The 15,715-nt window shown below is 43.1% G+C and carries 12 protein-coding genes; 6 read left to right on the forward strand and 6 right to left on the reverse strand.

From position 1 onward, the window contains the following. Positions 1 to 54: 54 nt before the first annotated feature. Positions 55 to 2,304, reverse strand: a complete 2,250-nt coding sequence (locus ACFI6J_RS09140) for an acyl-CoA dehydrogenase (protein WP_014950257.1) — start codon at positions 2,302 to 2,304, stop codon at positions 55 to 57. A 409-nt stretch (positions 2,305 to 2,713) separates the two neighbouring features. Here ACFI6J_RS09140 and ACFI6J_RS09145 point away from each other — a divergent pair, with 409 nt between their 5' ends. From ACFI6J_RS09145 to ACFI6J_RS09160, 4 genes are all read left to right on the forward strand, one after another. Then, a complete protein-coding gene (locus tag ACFI6J_RS09145; protein WP_014979895.1) occupies positions 2,714 to 3,268 on the forward strand; it encodes an outer membrane protein in 555 nt (184 codons plus the stop codon). Between the two features lie 105 nt (positions 3,269 to 3,373). Next, entirely contained in the window at positions 3,374 to 3,631 is a 258-nt protein-coding gene (locus ACFI6J_RS09150; protein WP_014950255.1) for a DUF3081 domain-containing protein, read from the forward strand. A gap of 185 nt (positions 3,632 to 3,816) precedes the next feature. Then, entirely contained in the window at positions 3,817 to 4,752 is a 936-nt protein-coding gene (gene lpxL / locus ACFI6J_RS09155) for an LpxL/LpxP family Kdo(2)-lipid IV(A) lauroyl/palmitoleoyl acyltransferase (RefSeq protein ID WP_014950254.1), read from the forward strand. Positions 4,753 to 4,905: 153 nt separating this feature from the next. Then, on the forward strand, positions 4,906 to 5,523 hold the full coding sequence (locus tag ACFI6J_RS09160; protein ID WP_462586047.1) for a TcpQ domain-containing protein: 618 nt from the start codon (positions 4,906 to 4,908) through the stop codon (positions 5,521 to 5,523). Positions 5,524 to 5,533: 10 nt separating this feature from the next. Here the strand turns inward: ACFI6J_RS09160 and glnE are convergent, their stop codons facing one another. After that, a complete protein-coding gene (gene glnE, locus ACFI6J_RS09165) occupies positions 5,534 to 8,467 on the reverse strand; it encodes a bifunctional [glutamate--ammonia ligase]-adenylyl-L-tyrosine phosphorylase/[glutamate--ammonia-ligase] adenylyltransferase (protein WP_462586048.1) in 2,934 nt (977 codons plus the stop codon). Positions 8,468 to 8,780: 313 nt separating this feature from the next. Here glnE and ACFI6J_RS09170 point away from each other — a divergent pair, with 313 nt between their 5' ends. Then, positions 8,781 to 9,686: a DUF350 domain-containing protein gene (locus ACFI6J_RS09170; protein ID WP_061486281.1), complete on the forward strand. Its 906-nt coding sequence runs from the start codon at positions 8,781 to 8,783 to the stop codon at positions 9,684 to 9,686. Between the two features lie 45 nt (positions 9,687 to 9,731). On the opposite strand, the gene ACFI6J_RS09175 is transcribed toward ACFI6J_RS09170, so the two are convergent. Then, positions 9,732 to 10,079 carry a GIY-YIG nuclease family protein gene (locus tag ACFI6J_RS09175; protein ID WP_061486279.1) on the reverse strand — a complete coding sequence of 116 codons (348 nt, stop codon included), beginning with the start codon at positions 10,077 to 10,079 and terminating at the stop codon, positions 9,732 to 9,734. 238 nt (positions 10,080 to 10,317) lie between these two features. Here ACFI6J_RS09175 and ACFI6J_RS09180 point away from each other — a divergent pair, with 238 nt between their 5' ends. Then, on the forward strand, positions 10,318 to 11,382 hold the full coding sequence (locus ACFI6J_RS09180) for an XrtA/PEP-CTERM system-associated ATPase (protein ID WP_462586051.1): 1,065 nt from the start codon (positions 10,318 to 10,320) through the stop codon (positions 11,380 to 11,382). Positions 11,383 to 11,520: 138 nt separating this feature from the next. On the opposite strand, the gene ACFI6J_RS09185 is transcribed toward ACFI6J_RS09180, so the two are convergent. The 3 genes from ACFI6J_RS09185 to ACFI6J_RS09195 are packed head-to-tail and all read right to left on the reverse strand — an operon-like array spanning position 11,521 to position 15,684. Next, complete coding sequence (locus ACFI6J_RS09185) at positions 11,521 to 13,197, reverse strand: porin family protein (RefSeq protein WP_462586053.1); 1,677 nt, start codon at positions 13,195 to 13,197, stop codon at positions 11,521 to 11,523. Next, positions 13,166 to 14,116: an XrtA-associated tyrosine autokinase gene (locus tag ACFI6J_RS09190; protein WP_069944661.1), complete on the reverse strand. Its 951-nt coding sequence runs from the start codon at positions 14,114 to 14,116 to the stop codon at positions 13,166 to 13,168. Before ACFI6J_RS09190 ends, ACFI6J_RS09185 begins: the two co-directional genes overlap by 32 nt. After that, a complete protein-coding gene (locus ACFI6J_RS09195) occupies positions 14,116 to 15,684 on the reverse strand; it encodes an XrtA system polysaccharide chain length determinant (protein WP_283625559.1) in 1,569 nt (522 codons plus the stop codon). The genes ACFI6J_RS09190 and ACFI6J_RS09195 overlap by 1 nt, the downstream gene beginning before the upstream one ends. Between the last annotated feature and the right edge of the window lie 31 nt (positions 15,685 to 15,715).

The raw sequence follows: 15,715 nt of genomic DNA on the forward strand, positions 1-15,715 counted from the left end.
AGCCCCATCTCAAGGATGGGGCTTCGTTAATCAAGTTACTGCAATTATGACAGTTTACGCAGCGTTTTGACCGCCATCGATTGCTTTAAGCGTTTGAGACGCTGGAACAAGTTCCATATCGAACGTGTATTCGTCTACACGAACTGCTAGCTTGCGCTTTTCGTTATAGTCGTGAAGCTTAGCGGCTTCATCAGCCGTTACTACGCCTTTTTCTTGAAGCTTGTTGAGTGCATGTTCAAAAGAAATGAACGGCACTACAGGCTCTTTGCGAAGTGCTTTTTGCACTTTGCCAAGAAGGTGCGCTACCGCGTGCTTCGCTTTGAACGCTTGCTCGTTGATGTCGTTGCCATCTCCAGGCGTAACGCGAACAAGGTGAGTAAGCTGCTCTTTCACGCTGTTATCTTGCATCGACGCGATAGAAAGCTCACGCACTAGGTCATCGCTGATACCCGCAACACTGTTGGTGTAGGTATTTGTAAGAAGACGCATTAGACCACGTGTCGCCGTGTTCGGGAAATTGTTGATAAAGTTAACAATTGCCTGATCCGCTTGTTGTAAAGACCACTGCATTGCGTATTCGAAATACGGTAGCGCAAGTTTTCTGTCTTCAATGCGCTGCTCGTAGAAACGAATTGCCGCCATTGCACCGTATAGGTAGCTCATTACGTCACCTAGACGTGCTGATAAAAGCTCAGCTTTCTTAAGGTCACCGCCTAGTACTGCAAGTGACAAGTCAGCAAGTGGAGCTAGCTTTGCAGAGATGCTGTTAACACGCTTCTCATACTTGCGAACTTCTGGTAATGCAGATTCGCTCTCGCGTAGGAAAGGAAGGTAGCCCTTACCTAGGCTGCGGAATGCATTTTTAACGCTGAAGCCAACCGTCTTACGAAGTACTTTGTTGAACTCTGCATCCGCTGAACTTTCGTTGCTGTGGATTAGGTCAACCATGTCTTTCAAGTACGGGTGGCAACGCATTGCACCTTGACCGAAGATCATTAGGTTTCGTGTAAGAATGTTTGCACCTTCTACCGTAATCGCGATAGGAAGCGCAGCATAGCCGCCCGCTAACGTATTCTGAGGTCCGCGTTGAATCGCTTTACCTGCCTGGATGTCCATAGCAGAGTTCATCACATCACGACCTAGTTCAGTCATGTGATACTTAGCAATAGCGGTGACTACTGATGGCTTCACGCCTAAGCCTAGACCTTCAGTTGTTAACACACGCATCGCCTCAAGTAAGAACGTCTTACCCGCGATGTCTGCCATTTTCTCTTGAATACCTTCAAAGCGACCAATTGGAAGACCAAACTGCTCACGTACGAATGAATACTCAACCGTGCCTTTAAATGCAGATTGTGCAGTCGCTACGCCCATTGCTGGAAGTGAAATACCACGACCTGCACCTAGACAGCTAACTAGCATCTGCCAACCACGACCAATGTTCTTTTGACCACCAATGATGAAGTCCATAGGAATGAACACATCTTGACCACGAGTAGTACCGTTGTAGAAGCGCACACCCATTGGGTCGTGACGGTTACCTAGTTCAACACCTGGGTGAGACTTAGGTAGAAGAGCACAAGTAATGCCAAGCTCTAGTTTGTCGCCAAGTAGTTGGTCTGGATCGAACACTTTAAACGCAAGACCTAGTACGGTAGCAATTGGTGCAAGTGTAATGTAGCGCTTGTCCCAGCTTACGCGTAAACCAAGCACTTCTTCACCGTTGAATTCGCCTTTAGTCACGATAGCCGCGTCAGGAATAGCACCTGCGTCAGAACCTGCTTCAGGGCTGGTAAGCGCGAAGCACGGAATATCGCGACCGTCTGCTAGACGAGGTAGCCAGTAATCTTGCTGCTCGGTTGTACCGTAGTGCATAAGAAGCTCGCCTGGACCTAATGAGTTAGGGACCATTACGGTTACTGCAATTGCACCGCTTTTCGCTGCGATAGTGGCAACGATAGTAGAGTTTGCATACGGGCTGAACTCAAGACCACCAAATTTCTTTGGAATGATCATCGAGAAGAAACGGTTCTTACCTAGGAAGTCTAAAACGTCCTGAGGAATGTGCTTGCCGTTGCCTAATTCAAAATCATCGATCATGTTCAGCAACTCGGTTACTGGACCGTCCATGAATGCTTGTTCTTCTGCGCTCAGTTTTGCCTGAGGGATATCGCGTAGCGCCTGCATGTCAGGCTTACCCTGATAAATAGAAGATTCAATCCACACGTCGCCTGCATCTAAGGCTTCTTGCTCTGTGATTGAAATTGGGGGTAATACTTTCTTTAAGCTAGTTCTGATACTCATAATAACTCATCCGCTCATCTGACCAGTTGTTTAGGTTAATACTACACCTAATTTAAAAAAGATCAAATTTTGTAAAAATTATCAAATAATCATGTGGTTATATAAACTGTCTGCGTATTTTTTATACGAAAGTGTGATGCAAGGGATTAACATTGCTGATATTTAATGGTCAAAAAACGCTCTGGTTGTTGTGTCACCTTGATGTAGAACCACTATACCTGCGGTAACACGCCGCGATTACGAACATTTTACCTCTCGCTGTGTGGGAAATTATCTATGCGGACTGGTATAAAACCGCTTGTTCGTGTAGCTATCAGTTAACTGTATTCATCTAAACTCTGTTTGTTCGTTTTAATCAGAGGCATTGTCTTTTATAGTGAGCGTTCTTTAACATGGAGAAGTAATTAAAATGCGCCGTCTTTCATCATTTTTCGCTAAGTTCCTTATTGGAAGTGCAGCTATAACAAGCTTGGGTTTTTCTGGACTAGCATCAGCCAACGGATATGCAGTGGCAAATATTGGCTTTGGCAACGTAGATACTGAAATAGATAATGAGTCTGATATTAGCTATTCAGCTGCTTTAGGCTATCAATTTCACCGTCAGTGGTATGTAGAAGGTGGCTATATCTCTTTTATTGATACAGATAACGACGAACAATCAATCTCATCTAAAGGCCCTTATTTGGCGTTACTAGGTAAAGCGAGTAGCCAGAAAGGTGAGCTGTATTATAAATTAGGCGTGGCAAGCGTTGACATTGAGCACGCGTCGATAGATAGCTCTACCTGTGGCCCAGAAGCCGCTGTGTGTGGATACGATGACACAATTATCGCAGGATTAGCTGGGTTAGGCTTCGATTACTACTTAGGCTTACAGTCGATGGTACGCGTGGAATACACCTACTTTGGTGGCAAAGATGATTTTTCTGCGCATATTGTAAATTTAGGTTTTCGCTACAACTTTTAGGTTGTAGTTATTAACTCGCATAGTCGTTTTAAATATAGGCCCTAGATAAATCCAAAAATCGTTTGATTGTGTAAAAATAGATAAATTCTCAACAATGGATTTACAATGAAAAACGAATTAGACAGCAAGTTCTTACTTCAGGTTTTCGACAAGATCCGCCAGCATGGCGCGAAAGAAGATGAACAGTATAAGCTTAATGGGATCACTGCGTTTACAGATCACGATGGCTATACGCTTTACATTGAAGACGTTAATGTGAAGCTGCAGTTCGGCTTTCACAATCAATACCATTTTGACTATGACTCAAAAGAACAATATGAATCGTTTGAGAAAAAGTTGAAGCAAATCGATAAAGAATATTAGTGACCTGATTTCAGTTTGTATTGATAACAAGCAATATGTTTCTTAAGCAGAGAAAGCAAGTATGGGCTCTCTCTGCTTAAGCGCTTCTATTTATCGCAAGGGCACTGTGGGCTGTCTGTCTCAATTAGCCCCACCAAAAACCTTCTGCTACAATGCCGCCCACTTCGGTTCAAAGGATACAGACATTGGCGGCGGCAATTAAAGCTCCTAAATTTAAACTAGCATTTTTAGGCCCTAAGTTTTGGCCTGTATGGTTAGGTGTTTTCGTTCTTTATACGATTACATGGTTGCCTTTACCCGTGATACGCGCTATCGGTGGCGGTACCGGTAAACTTATCGCATTAATTGTTCCTAAACGGGCAAAAGTCGCAAAGCGTAACTTGACGCTCTGGAACCCTACACTTTCCGCCAGTGAAGTAGAGGCGCTTTACAAAGAAAATGTGCGGCGTACAGGCATGGCGCTATTTGAAACTGCTATGGGATGGTGGTGGCCTAGCTGGCGCGTAAAACGAGCCATTGAGATTGAAGGCACTGAGCATGTTGAAGCGGCCCTTGCAAATGGCAAAGGTGTCTTTGGTATGGCACTTCACAATATGAATCTGGAATTTGCCTGTAGAGGTATTGGCTTCTTCCGTCCAAGCATCGCGTTTTATCGCAAACACAACAACCCTCTCGTTGATTACCTTCAGTATCATGGGCGAAACCGCTCGAACAAATACATGATTGATAAGCGCAACGCAAAAGCCTTACTTGCTGCACTTGACGATAAAGAACTTTGTTTGTATTTGCCCGACCAGGATTATGGCCCGAAACAAAGTATCTTTGTGCCATTTGGTGGGGTGAAAGATACCGCGACAACTACAGCAACGCTGATGTTTATTCGACGTAGTCACTCTGAGCCAATGATCATCACGTCGCAATACACCAAACGCGGTTACAAAATTAAAATCTATCCACCGCTTTCTCAGTTAGGCGATATGGAAGACGCTGAAGCACTAACATTACTGAATCAACATGTAGACGCTGCGGTTAAAGAACAGCCAGAAAGCTATTTGTGGATGCACAAGCGATTTAAAACCAGACCGGAAGGTAACCCTGAATCGCTGTATAAATCACTATAGCTGAGTATGAATAAACACCTAGCGATGAAAATTAGATAAATAGAATAATAGGCTTTCCGTTCGAAGGTAGACTAAAATAGAAGAATTATGCTTAAGTTCATACACATAGCATAAGCTGATTTTCGATTAAAAGTGGCTACACATTGGTAAGGTATGGGACAGACAAGTTATTCAAGTTCATCGTTTTGGGCAAAGCAAATTGGCATAGCAGCAGTGCTCGTGATCATTGCTGGCGTACTCATTTACATGCTTCAAACACAGGACCAAGAGCCTGTTCCGCAAGGGCAAGCGGAAGAAAAGTCTGTATCACGTGGGTTAAGTGAGTTCTATCGAGACTTCCGTATGTCTGCTACTGACCCAGCAGAAGATGAGCAGGGAGACTTTGTACTGGATATTGCGGGCGTTGACACTAATTTAGACAACAAGCTTGCACAAATGTCTAGCCAAACACGTCCGGTTGAAAAGAATTGGACCGGCGAACATAAATACCGCACGTTCCAGGAAGGGAACACACTGCGCGAAGCTATTTCGCAATACGCTCAAGCTGAAGGCATGCAGGTGATATGGAACCTGGAGCAAGACTTTGTTATTAAGCACCAGTTTCAATTGGACAACACGGTTGCAGGATCGCTTGCTAAAATTGCCAGTGCCATAGACAGTAGTTTTGAAGGGCAAGTAAAAGCATATTTATGTGCAGAGCAACGCTCGCTGGTGGTGACTGCTCAAGAAACAGAATTTCTCACCACCAACTGTCGTTTGGTTAGAGGTTAAGCTTCATCGCCTAGCCGCTACACGTGCCAAATAGTGCATTCCAGTGAATGGTTACTTGTTCTCGTATGGCATCTAGTTCTTCGCTCCGATCTGCGTACTTGGTATCAGCTAACGTTAAATGGTGGTATTGCTCTCGCAGCTTTAAATACGCCTTTTGCAGTTTGTGCGCAGTGGCGACATCAATAATGTTGCTCTTAGCTGCGGCGTCAAAAATGCGAAGATTGTCAGGATATTCTGTCATGGCAGCCTGTGACTTTGCATTAGCGAGTACAAGATATTGAGCCATGAACTCAATATCGGTAATACCACCTACACACTGCTTTAAGTCTACCTTGTCGTTGGCCTTTGAAAGCAAGTGCTCCCGCATTTTTAAACGCATTTTGCACACATCGTCAGCCAACGTTTTAGCGTTTCTAGATCGAGTTAGTATGGAATTTCTTACCTGCGTGAAGTCATTCAAAAGACGTGGGTCTCCGCAGATGGCTCTTGCACGAACCAGCGCTTGATGTTCCCAAGTCCATGCTTCTTCGGTCTGGTATTTCTCGAAACCATCGATATGGCAACATAACAATCCCGCATTGCCAGAAGGGCGTAGACGCAAGTCGGTTTCGTATAATTGTCCAAACAACGTCTTCGTATTGAGAAGATGCATGATGCGCTGCGCTAACTTAATGTAAAACTGTTGTGCTTCAATAGACTTCTTACCGTCTGTACTTATTCCGCGAGGGGCATTGTGCAAAAACACTAAATCTAAGTCTGAGCCGTAACCTAATTCATACCCGCCTAGTTTTCCATAGCCGATAACGGCAAATCCTTTGTCAGTTCCCTCTAGGTGTGCTGGAACGCCATAGCGCTGTTGCATTTGCATCCAGGCAGCATCTACTACGTTCTCCAATATCACTTCAGCTAGTACCGTAAGCTTATCGCTCACGTTGTTTATAGGTAGTGATTCACTGATGTCGCTGGCGGCTATGCGAAGCTGTTGGCAAAGTTTGAATTGCCTCCATCCATCCATAAGCATTTCAACATCGTCTTGTTCAATACGAAGCATGATTTCACGCAGTTCCAGCTGATATTCCTGCTTGCTGGTATGGATATCGGTATTTTGCTGACCGAGGTATAACGGCGTGAGTAGTTCGTCTAGTAGTAACGGGAAGCGCTTAATTTCTTGAGCAATCCAGTCGCTTCGTTCACATAGCCTTACTAACTGTTTTAGTACATCCGGATTTTCAAGTAGTAAGTCAAGGTAAGTGGTTCGGCCTGTAATCGCTTCTATAACACCGAGTAAACGGTCGAGTACCTGAGGGATGTAGTTTGGATGTTGGTTGATGAGCACATACAAAATTTCGGGAAGCAATTTATTTAACGTGTCTTCACCTTTTTGGCCTATGCGATAATTGCGTTGCTTATCCTTGAAGGCGACAAGAATAGAATATATGCCTTTAATATCGCTGGCAGACAGGTATTCGCCAAAGGTTTCAGTAAACTCATCCTCTTGCAATGCAAGACGCCACGCATCTTGGCAGGCAGTGAAAAGCTGGTCTTCTTCTGAGTGCGTGTCATGAGACTCTTCTACTAACTCGTTGAAATGGGCATGAATACGCGCCATTACAGTATCTAAATGCACTAAAAATTCACTGTAAGAATCAAAACCCATGACTTCAATAAGCGCAGCTTGTTGCCAAGGTAACTCAGGAAGAGTCTGGGTCTGGCGATCTTGTGCTTGTTGAAGCGTGTGTTCTACTTTTCTTAGGAATAGATAGTCACTTTTTAGCTGTTGCGTTACGTCGCGTTCGACTATATCGAGTTCAGTTAATGCATCTAACGTGCGAAGTAATGACTTACTTTGTAATGCTGGCTCTCGTCCTCCGTGAATCAGCTGAAAACTTTGGGCAAAAAACTCCACTTCACGAATGCCACCTGCGCCGAGTTTTATATTGTTACTCAGTCTGCGTCTGCGTATTTCTGTGGCGATCAGCTTTTTCATGTTACGAAGGGCATCTAATGTGGTGAAGTCTAAGTAACGACGGAAAGTAAATGGGTGTAAAATGCTCTTTAACCATTTCACATCTTGCGAATTATCATCGTTAATCACCCGCGCTTTTACCATGGCAAAGCGCTCCCAGTGTCGACCTTGGTCTTGATAATAATCTTCAAGTGCCGCGAAATGCATCACAAGGGGGCCAGAATCGCCGAAGGGGCGTAAACGCATGTCAACGCGGTAGACTTGACCGTCATTAGTCACTTTGTTCAATGCTTGGATTAGTTTTTGCGCGAGTTTGGTAAAAAACTGCTGATGCTCAACGCTTTTTCGACCACCTTGGGTTTCGCCTTTTTCCGGGTACGTAAAAATTAAATCGATATCAGAAGAAAAGTTGAGTTCCTTTCCTCCTAATTTCCCCATACCCAAGATATACATGTGCATGTCTTGGTTATGGCTTTGTGGTTTTCCATAGCGCGCTGCTAAATGTTGATAAAGCCAGTGGTACGCACCGTTAATAAGTACATCAGCTAATGCTGAAACCTGCATAAGTGATATTTCGATGGGTTGCTTGTTCAAAACGTCGAGGAAAGTAATCCGCGCCATCTCTTTATTTCTAAATTCCCTCAACACTTGCAGTAAGTCATCTTCGCTAGCAACGGTGTGCAATTCATTGTCTAGGTTTGCGAGATAGTCAGATGACATGGTATTGCCAAGAGATTGAAGCGTTTCACTTTTCTCAAGGGGTTGATAATGCTCAACGATGCGAGAAACAAATGAAGGATTTTGAATCAATGTCTCAGCCAAGAAAGAGGAGCGCGTGAAGGAGAGCATTAGTTTTTCACAATGAGCCTCAATTACGGCTCTGTCACTTTCGCTAATTGCTGGCGCTGTTAACAACTGCTGCCAAAATTTTTCGGCAAGTTTTACGTTTGTCATGCTATTTTCGTTGTCTGTTGGCATAATGCTCGCGTCTTATGAGATATCGCTCGTGTTTTACGGTTGAATACTCACAATTGCATTGCAAGTACTCAAAACAAGGTCTGCTAAGTGCGCTAACGTGCAGCTCTGCATTCAATGTGGTTAAGTGCCTGCTAACCCAGGGTGTGATCTACAGGTCATTTAGCCCTAACTAAAATAAATCTGAACAAGTTCGATGTCATCGTTGTACAAGTTTGTATTAGATGAACGCTATTCAATTAGCCATCACTGATTTTTCGAAACTACATCAAAAACTAATCAGAAGAACTTTGTGTGTTCAAGGAGCAAAGATAACGTGGAAGCCTTAGTAAAACTAGTACCTCTAACGCAAGAACTGCTGATATATCTCGCTATGGATGTCGCAATTGCGTTAGTACTGCTAATGATTATGAAGTGGCTGACAGGCGCATTTAGGAAATACTCGGTAACAGAAGAACTGGGTGTTAAAGATAATTTCGCATTTGGGATAAGCATTGCGGGAGGCATGCTGTCGTTGTGCATAGTATTGAGCTCGGTTGTTGGCCGTCATATTGGCGTGGGTTATAAAGAAGCGGCGATTGGAATGGTAACTTTCGGCATTGTGGGCATTATATTGGTGAAGTTCGGACGCTTCGCTCACGATAAGTTAGTACTTAATAAAGTTGATACGCATGCGATGATTGCCGAAAGGAGTGTGAGTGTGGCGCTGGTTGATGCGGCTAGTTTGGTGGCAAGCGCAATTGTTTTACGCAATATTATGGTGTGGGTTGATGGCAGCGACATGAACGCAATCATTGCTATTGTGACCGGCTTTACCGTGGTTCTGACCATGTTGCTTGTTATGACGCGTATTTTAGAGTTTAGATATGCTAGAGATAATCAAAACGACTCATTTCAAGGGGCGCTAGAGAAGGGGCAGTTAGCACTCGCTATCGAGCACACTGGTAATTTACTTGGAACTGCTATGATTGTGTCGGCAGCGAAGAATTTACTCATTTATAACCCATCAGGCTACGTGAGCAATATAACAGGTTGGCTGGTTGTTAGTGTTGGCCTAGCAATCGCACTTCATATTTTGGTACTAGCGAGCAAAAAAATTATTTTATTTGGCATGAATTTCCGGCAGGAAGTCGACCAACAGCATAACGTTGGTGTAGCTGCACTTGGGTTTACCCTTAGCATAGGAAACGCCATGATCATTAACGGTGTCTTAGGCGGGTAGGGGAATACTCTTTTCTGGATAACGAACCTAACTCAACCCAATGTCTTAATCTTCAAATTGGGTTTTCATACACATTAGCTCATTGAGTTGCCCTTTACGAATAATCCCGTTTTTTTGAGGGCGGCTCATTCTCTTTACCTCATATTCAAGCTTTGAGGCATGTGACTTGTCAGTCATTTCGAATATGGCTTTAAAGGTCAGTGGTGCCTTACCTTTTAAGGCCTTGGCGCCCCCTTTTAACTCTCCTCGGTGTTGCGCTATGCGGCGCTTGGGGTTAGTGGTAATTCCTGTGTAGAGTTGGCCAAGCTTATTTTCAACTAAGTAGAGATACCACGTAGCTTTTGTTCTTCCCTGGTGGGTATTGCCTTCGTTGGCTGGTATACTTTGTGCCAATGTAATTCAATGTATAGAAATTTCTCGTAGCTTTATATTAGCAGAATTAACTAGTGCTTGTTGACCTTTGCTGTACAACATAGATCAACCAGCCCTTAGGACTCGGCGTGAATATATTACTTCGATAATCGCGCGATGTTGGTTACCATATATACGAGAATAAGCGCGCTGTTTCGAATTCACGTGTTCGCACTCATGTTTTCGAACTCACATTTTTAATGGAAAAACGGTAAATTGCATGTACGAAAGTTATTATGGACTTAACTCGAAACCGTTTCAGTTAACCCCAGATCCAGAATTTTTCTTCGCAAGTAAATGGCACAAACGCGCCATGTCTTATCTACAGTATGGACTTTCTCAAGCTGAAGGGTTCATTGTTATTACCGGCGGAATTGGAACCGGGAAAACTACCGTAGCAAACAGCTTGCTTGAAGAAATTGAAGACGACATTGCGGCAGCTCAAATAGTTACGCCAAAGCTGTCGCCAGACGAACTGGTAAAAATGGTCGCGTCTAAATTTGATATCCCCACGGAAGGTCGCTCAAAAGCCGATATTTTAAAAGCGCTTGAAATTTTCTTATACGATCTAAACAAAGCGGGTCGCCGCGCCTTACTATTGGTTGATGAAGCGCAAAACCTTCCGTTAGAGACCATTGAAGAATTAAGAATGCTGAGTAACTTTCAGCTGAACGGCAAACCGTTGATTCAAAGCTTTTTGCTGGGGCAAGAAGAACTGCAGCCTATTTTACGCGCACCGAATATGGAGCAGTTTAGGCAACGTATTGTAGCGTCTTGCCATCTCGCTCCGCTTTCATTGGAAGAGTGCAAAGAATACATTGAGTACCGATTGCACCACGCGGGATGGAACGGCTCACAGTTATTCAGTGAAGAGGCGTTTGAACGAATTCACATGTTCTCTCGGGGCATTCCTCGAAAAATTAATACCCTTATGGACAGGGTAATGCTTTATGGCTTTTTAGAAGAACTAGAGAGCTTGGACGCGGACGCGGTAAACGAAGTAATTGAAGAAGTGAAAGCCGAAATGTTTGAGCCTGACAAAACGGGCGCAGAAGTGACGGAGCATATGGGCTTTGCTGACCACCCTGAAAGCCAAACTATCATGACACCTAAAGGCAATGTTATTCGCGACACCAAATACTACTTGGATATGTTAGCTGAATTAGTTGATGCTTTAGATGACGCCATTTCACAAAAAGTGAAAATGACGCAATACGTCGATAAGCTTATGAAAAAGAAGTTCAAAACGTATGTTCGACTTAAGAGTGATGATAAGAAAGAGTGATACTTTCTTTGTAGCCACCATCATTTGATAAACAAAAAAAGCGCCTTTTTACTAACGTAAAATCGGGCGCTTTTTTTTGAGTTTAGTTGACTAGTACTGCCTACAAACTACAACCGGTAGATTGAAAAATTCAGTGAATTAGTCATAGGTGTAGGTAATAGATGCGCTTAAGCGTCTGTCGGTATAGTTGTTACCAAACTGAGATATGCCTGTATTCAAATCTCCCTCTTGCTTGAGGTACCTTGCATCAATACTTGCTTTTAACCGGCGACCGAACTCTCTTTCTAAACCAATGGATGCATTCCAGTTGTCGCTTTCGCCTCTGAATACGTCTTCTGCACCCTGACCTGTGATATTGGCGTAGTTAATACTGCTAGTTATGTTGGTATAGCTACCAATTTTATAGGCTACGTTTGTACCGAAAGAGTAGGTGCGTCTTAGTCTATCTTCGTCTAAGTAATCATCTTCGGCATATCGCCAAGAAAAAGCGAGGGTAATTCTAGAAAAGTCATAACCTGCTTGAAAATTTGCACTTTTTCGCAGAATGATGTTGTCATCAAACTCTAGATTTTGTGAAGTAAGCTGCACCAATTGCTCTCCCGCGGAGGGTGTATAACTTAAGCTATTGGGCTGAAAACAGTCAGCAATGGATGTCGATGAAGCTGGGCAAACAAATACGCCTAAGTTCTCTGGATCAGCTAACAAGCGAGAAGTGTTTGTAACGTCTTCTGAATAGCTGAATGAGGTGCGTAAGTATTTGGAGTTGTATCCAATACTCGCTGATGCCGATTCACCATAAAAACGACGCCCGTAAGTAGCAGCAACCCGTGTACGAGTGCTCAGTGCCCATTGCATATCAACACCTACGAATGTTTCACCATCGTCTTCTTCTAGATCGGAATCGCTCTTATTGGCCGTTAATGATATATAGCGATTCTCAGCTTGACGGTAAGTTAATCCCACCCCATAAGAATTAAACTCTCTTACTAAACTGTTCGTGTCATCTCTGTCTGAAATTTGGTTAGCTTCGTGCCTTGCAGTTAAACGAATGGCCCAGTCGCCATAAATTCGAGTATCTATATAACCGTCACCAGTTCTCGATTCAAAGTCACCATTGTTTGCTTGACCTCGCTCAGTATTCTGATAAGTGCCCGTTACTGACCAAATGAAATACTCGGCTTCATCACCGTTTATTAACTTGCCGCTCAGTTGATAACTATCATTATCGAGAGCATTGCTGTTAGTTAAAGACCGTTCTGAAGCTGTATCTGAGTAGGAGGCTGTGCCTTGTCCTCTTACCCAGTCGCCTTGGTCAAGTGTCAGCGTTGATGAGAGTCTGTTGGAGCGTGTTTTTGCCAAGCTGTCAGAATTAGCAATAAAATCTGTTACCAGAAAATTTGAAGCATTAGTATTCTGATAGCTCAATGCCCCAGCGGCTTGAAAAGATAATAAATTTTCAAGAGGTTCCCACTGAGCAGAATAGCTGTACTCTGCGTAATCTTGGCGCTGGCTAGCATCGTCGTTATCGCGTTCCAGATGGGTGTATGTACCGGACCATAACCCTTGAAATGTTCTTGTTTGATAAGTAGCGTTTACTTTTGGTGCCACAGTCACTGTTGTAAGTGAACGGTTTCCATTTTCCTCAGTATCGACACTTTGGTAGATGGTTTCGGCTGTGGCAACAGCATTCACGTCAAGCTTTGCAAAAGCAGGTAGACTTGTTGCGACGGCTGCAGCAACAAGTGTCGGCTTTATTATTCTTCTTTTAGGCATTGTATCGCGCCTATTCGCTGCGCTCTGAGTAATAATACCCATAATATCCGCTTCCATCGGTGTCGTTATGTACAGACTTGTTCACTACAAATCCTATGGCCATCTCTGGGTTCAATCGCTCCACAGACATTTTAATATCGCCTATCTTCGCTTTGCCCTCTTCTACGACAACAACCGCTTGGCCAGCGAAATTAGCGAGAATAGCACTCTCGTTTATACCAATGAGAGGAGGCGTATCAAAAATAACTATTCGATCTGGGTATCTATTTGCAAATTCATTAACAGTGTCATGCATTTTCTGGCTTGCTAGCAGTTCGGTAGACAAATGGTGCGATTTTCCAGCAGGAATAATTTTCAGCTTATCGATGTTGGTTGGGTACAGCACATCTGAAATATCGTCAACGTCCCCGGTCAAGTATTCCATTAGCCCTTTACGACGCTCTAACCCTAAAGTGTTTAATACATTAGGCTTAAGTACGTCGGCGTCCACAAGAAGTACGGTTTTATCCTGCTCCGATGCGATACTCATCGCCAGGTTGGTTGCAGTGAATGTCTTCCCTTCAGAAGGGCGACTACTGGTAACCATAATAATGTTCGGGTTGTGAAGGGTTTTCGCTAGTGAACCAAAAGCATTTGCTAAAAGCTTACGCTTTATTTCTCGGTACTCTTCATTAATTTGTTTTCTCTCACCGTTAAGCGAAATATGTCCGTTCTTATCAAGTCGCACGAAATCAATAACAAACTCGTCAAGTGGAGTTTTTTTATTGATAAATTCCTTTTCTTCAGCAATTACGGTTTCAACAGGAAGCTCTGCGGGTGCAGGTTTGTCAATTGATACCTTCGACTCTTCAGGCGCGTTTGAATGACTAGCGTCTTCAATTTTTTCTGTAGACGAAGTCTTATGACTTGCTGCTTTCGCCTCTTTTTGTTTTTGAAGTGCCTTCTCAATTGTATTTTTCATTAAAGAAGCCCTCCAAACAAATCTATATTCATAATTTCAGCGGCGACCAAGGCGCCGTACATTGCCAAAATAGTACCACTGGAAAGCAGAAACACTAAAAGACGGTTTCTGTTTGTTTTATTTATTTGCTCAATGTTCAAGTGGGTTACAGTACCCCATATAGGATAATCTGACACATTGAGTAACTGCTTAGGCCTAATCAAAATAGGATTAAGTTGGCTTATAAGAAATGCGATGCCAATTCCTGTACCGAAACCCAAAATTAACACTGCAGTGTAAAAAATTAGCCTGTTGGGGCCTGAAGGGCGCTTGGGAAGAAGCGGGGGCTCTATAATTCTGAATTGAAGGTCTTCTGCTGACACATCAGCTCTTCGAGATAAGTCTGCTGATTCTTTTCGTGACAAAAGTTCTTCATATTTTCGTTTTGTAACATCGTAATCTCTATTCAATGCAGAGGATTCTGCTTCAATCTGAGGAATCAGGTCTACTTTACTTTCGAGTTCTGCAATTTTTCTTTGCAAATCACTATCTTTAACACGAAGGGATGCAATTTGGCTCTCTAGACGGCTGGCTTCGAGCTTAATCTCTCGGTTCAGTTCCGTTAAAGGTTGAGTATTATTACTTTCATCAGCGTTTAGGAAGGCATCTATCTCTTTTTGTCTAGACTTCTCAAGACTTTCTAATAAAGCTCGTGATTCAACGACGTCAGGGTGAAGATCTGTAAATCGAAGAGATAGTCTATCTAGTTCTTCCTCTAGCGCTTTTATTCTTTCGTCATATCGTGTCTGTAAAACTGAGTCATTCTGATTGGTAACACTAAAACTGTCAGCTCGTTTTACATTGCCGATTTGATTTTTAAGTGAATCAACTTGTTGCTGAGTTTGCCTTATCTGCAATCGAGTAGCTTCAAGTTCATTATTTAAAGTCTGTAGGTTTGAATAATATGTCCCCGCTAGCGGGAGAATATCATTATATTGTCTCTTAAAATTAGCCAGGCGCTGTTCCGATTCTGAGAGTCTCGATTCATACTCCGCAATTTGTTCATCTAAAAACCTACCAGCGGTGTCTGTATCCTTCCTGTTATTACCCAGTGCGCCTTCGACAAATAAGTCTAGCGTTTCTTGAACCACACGTTGAGCTGTGTTGGGAGATTGGTTGGAATACGTTATATTGTAAATATTATCTCTACCAGTTTTATTCAGCTGTATACTACTGGATAACCTGTTAACCAAGTCATCAAACTCATCTTCATTTTGCGTCGTTATATCAAGGTCACTTTCTCGAGCAATTTTCTCTACATTACTTCTACTGAGTAATGTTTTGGCCATCATTTGAATCTCTTGGTCAGGATTAGTCTGAATTGCTAATCCTTTCAGTAATGGCTGTAAAACCGAGCGAGTATCTACGAACACTTGGGCTTTTGAAGAGTAGACATCGGGAAGGCTGGCAACATATAAAAAGCCAATAGGGCAGATAAGCCATGAAAAAATAATCACGTAACGCTTTTTAATCCAAACTCCCTTGATGTAATCAAGAATTTGGATTAGCGTTTGTTGTAAGTCCTGCATTTTATTATGTGTTCCGTTTACTGCTTTACAA

The sequence above is a fragment of the Alteromonas sp. G4i13 genome (genome assembly GCF_054960505.1).

Bases quoted from the DNA above. Each gene is read 5' to 3' on its own strand.
- ACFI6J_RS09140 (WP_014950257.1), bottom strand. From the start codon at position 2,304: ATGAGTATCAGAACTAGCTTAAAGAAAGTATTACCCCCAATTTCAATC.
- ACFI6J_RS09145 (WP_014979895.1), top strand. From the start codon at position 2,714: ATGCGCCGTCTTTCATCATTTTTCGCTAAGTTCCTTATTGGAAGTGCA.
- ACFI6J_RS09150 (WP_014950255.1), top strand. From the start codon at position 3,374: ATGAAAAACGAATTAGACAGCAAGTTCTTACTTCAGGTTTTCGACAAG.
- ACFI6J_RS09160 (WP_462586047.1), top strand. From the start codon at position 4,906: ATGGGACAGACAAGTTATTCAAGTTCATCGTTTTGGGCAAAGCAAATT.
- glnE (WP_462586048.1), bottom strand. From the start codon at position 8,467: ATGCCAACAGACAACGAAAATAGCATGACAAACGTAAAACTTGCCGAA.
- ACFI6J_RS09180 (WP_462586051.1), top strand. From the start codon at position 10,318: ATGTACGAAAGTTATTATGGACTTAACTCGAAACCGTTTCAGTTAACC.
- ACFI6J_RS09185 (WP_462586053.1), bottom strand. From the start codon at position 13,197: ATGGGTATTATTACTCAGAGCGCAGCGAATAGGCGCGATACAATGCCT.
- ACFI6J_RS09190 (WP_069944661.1), bottom strand. From the start codon at position 14,116: ATGAAAAATACAATTGAGAAGGCACTTCAAAAACAAAAAGAGGCGAAA.
- ACFI6J_RS09195 (WP_283625559.1), bottom strand. From the start codon at position 15,684: ATGCAGGACTTACAACAAACGCTAATCCAAATTCTTGATTACATCAAG.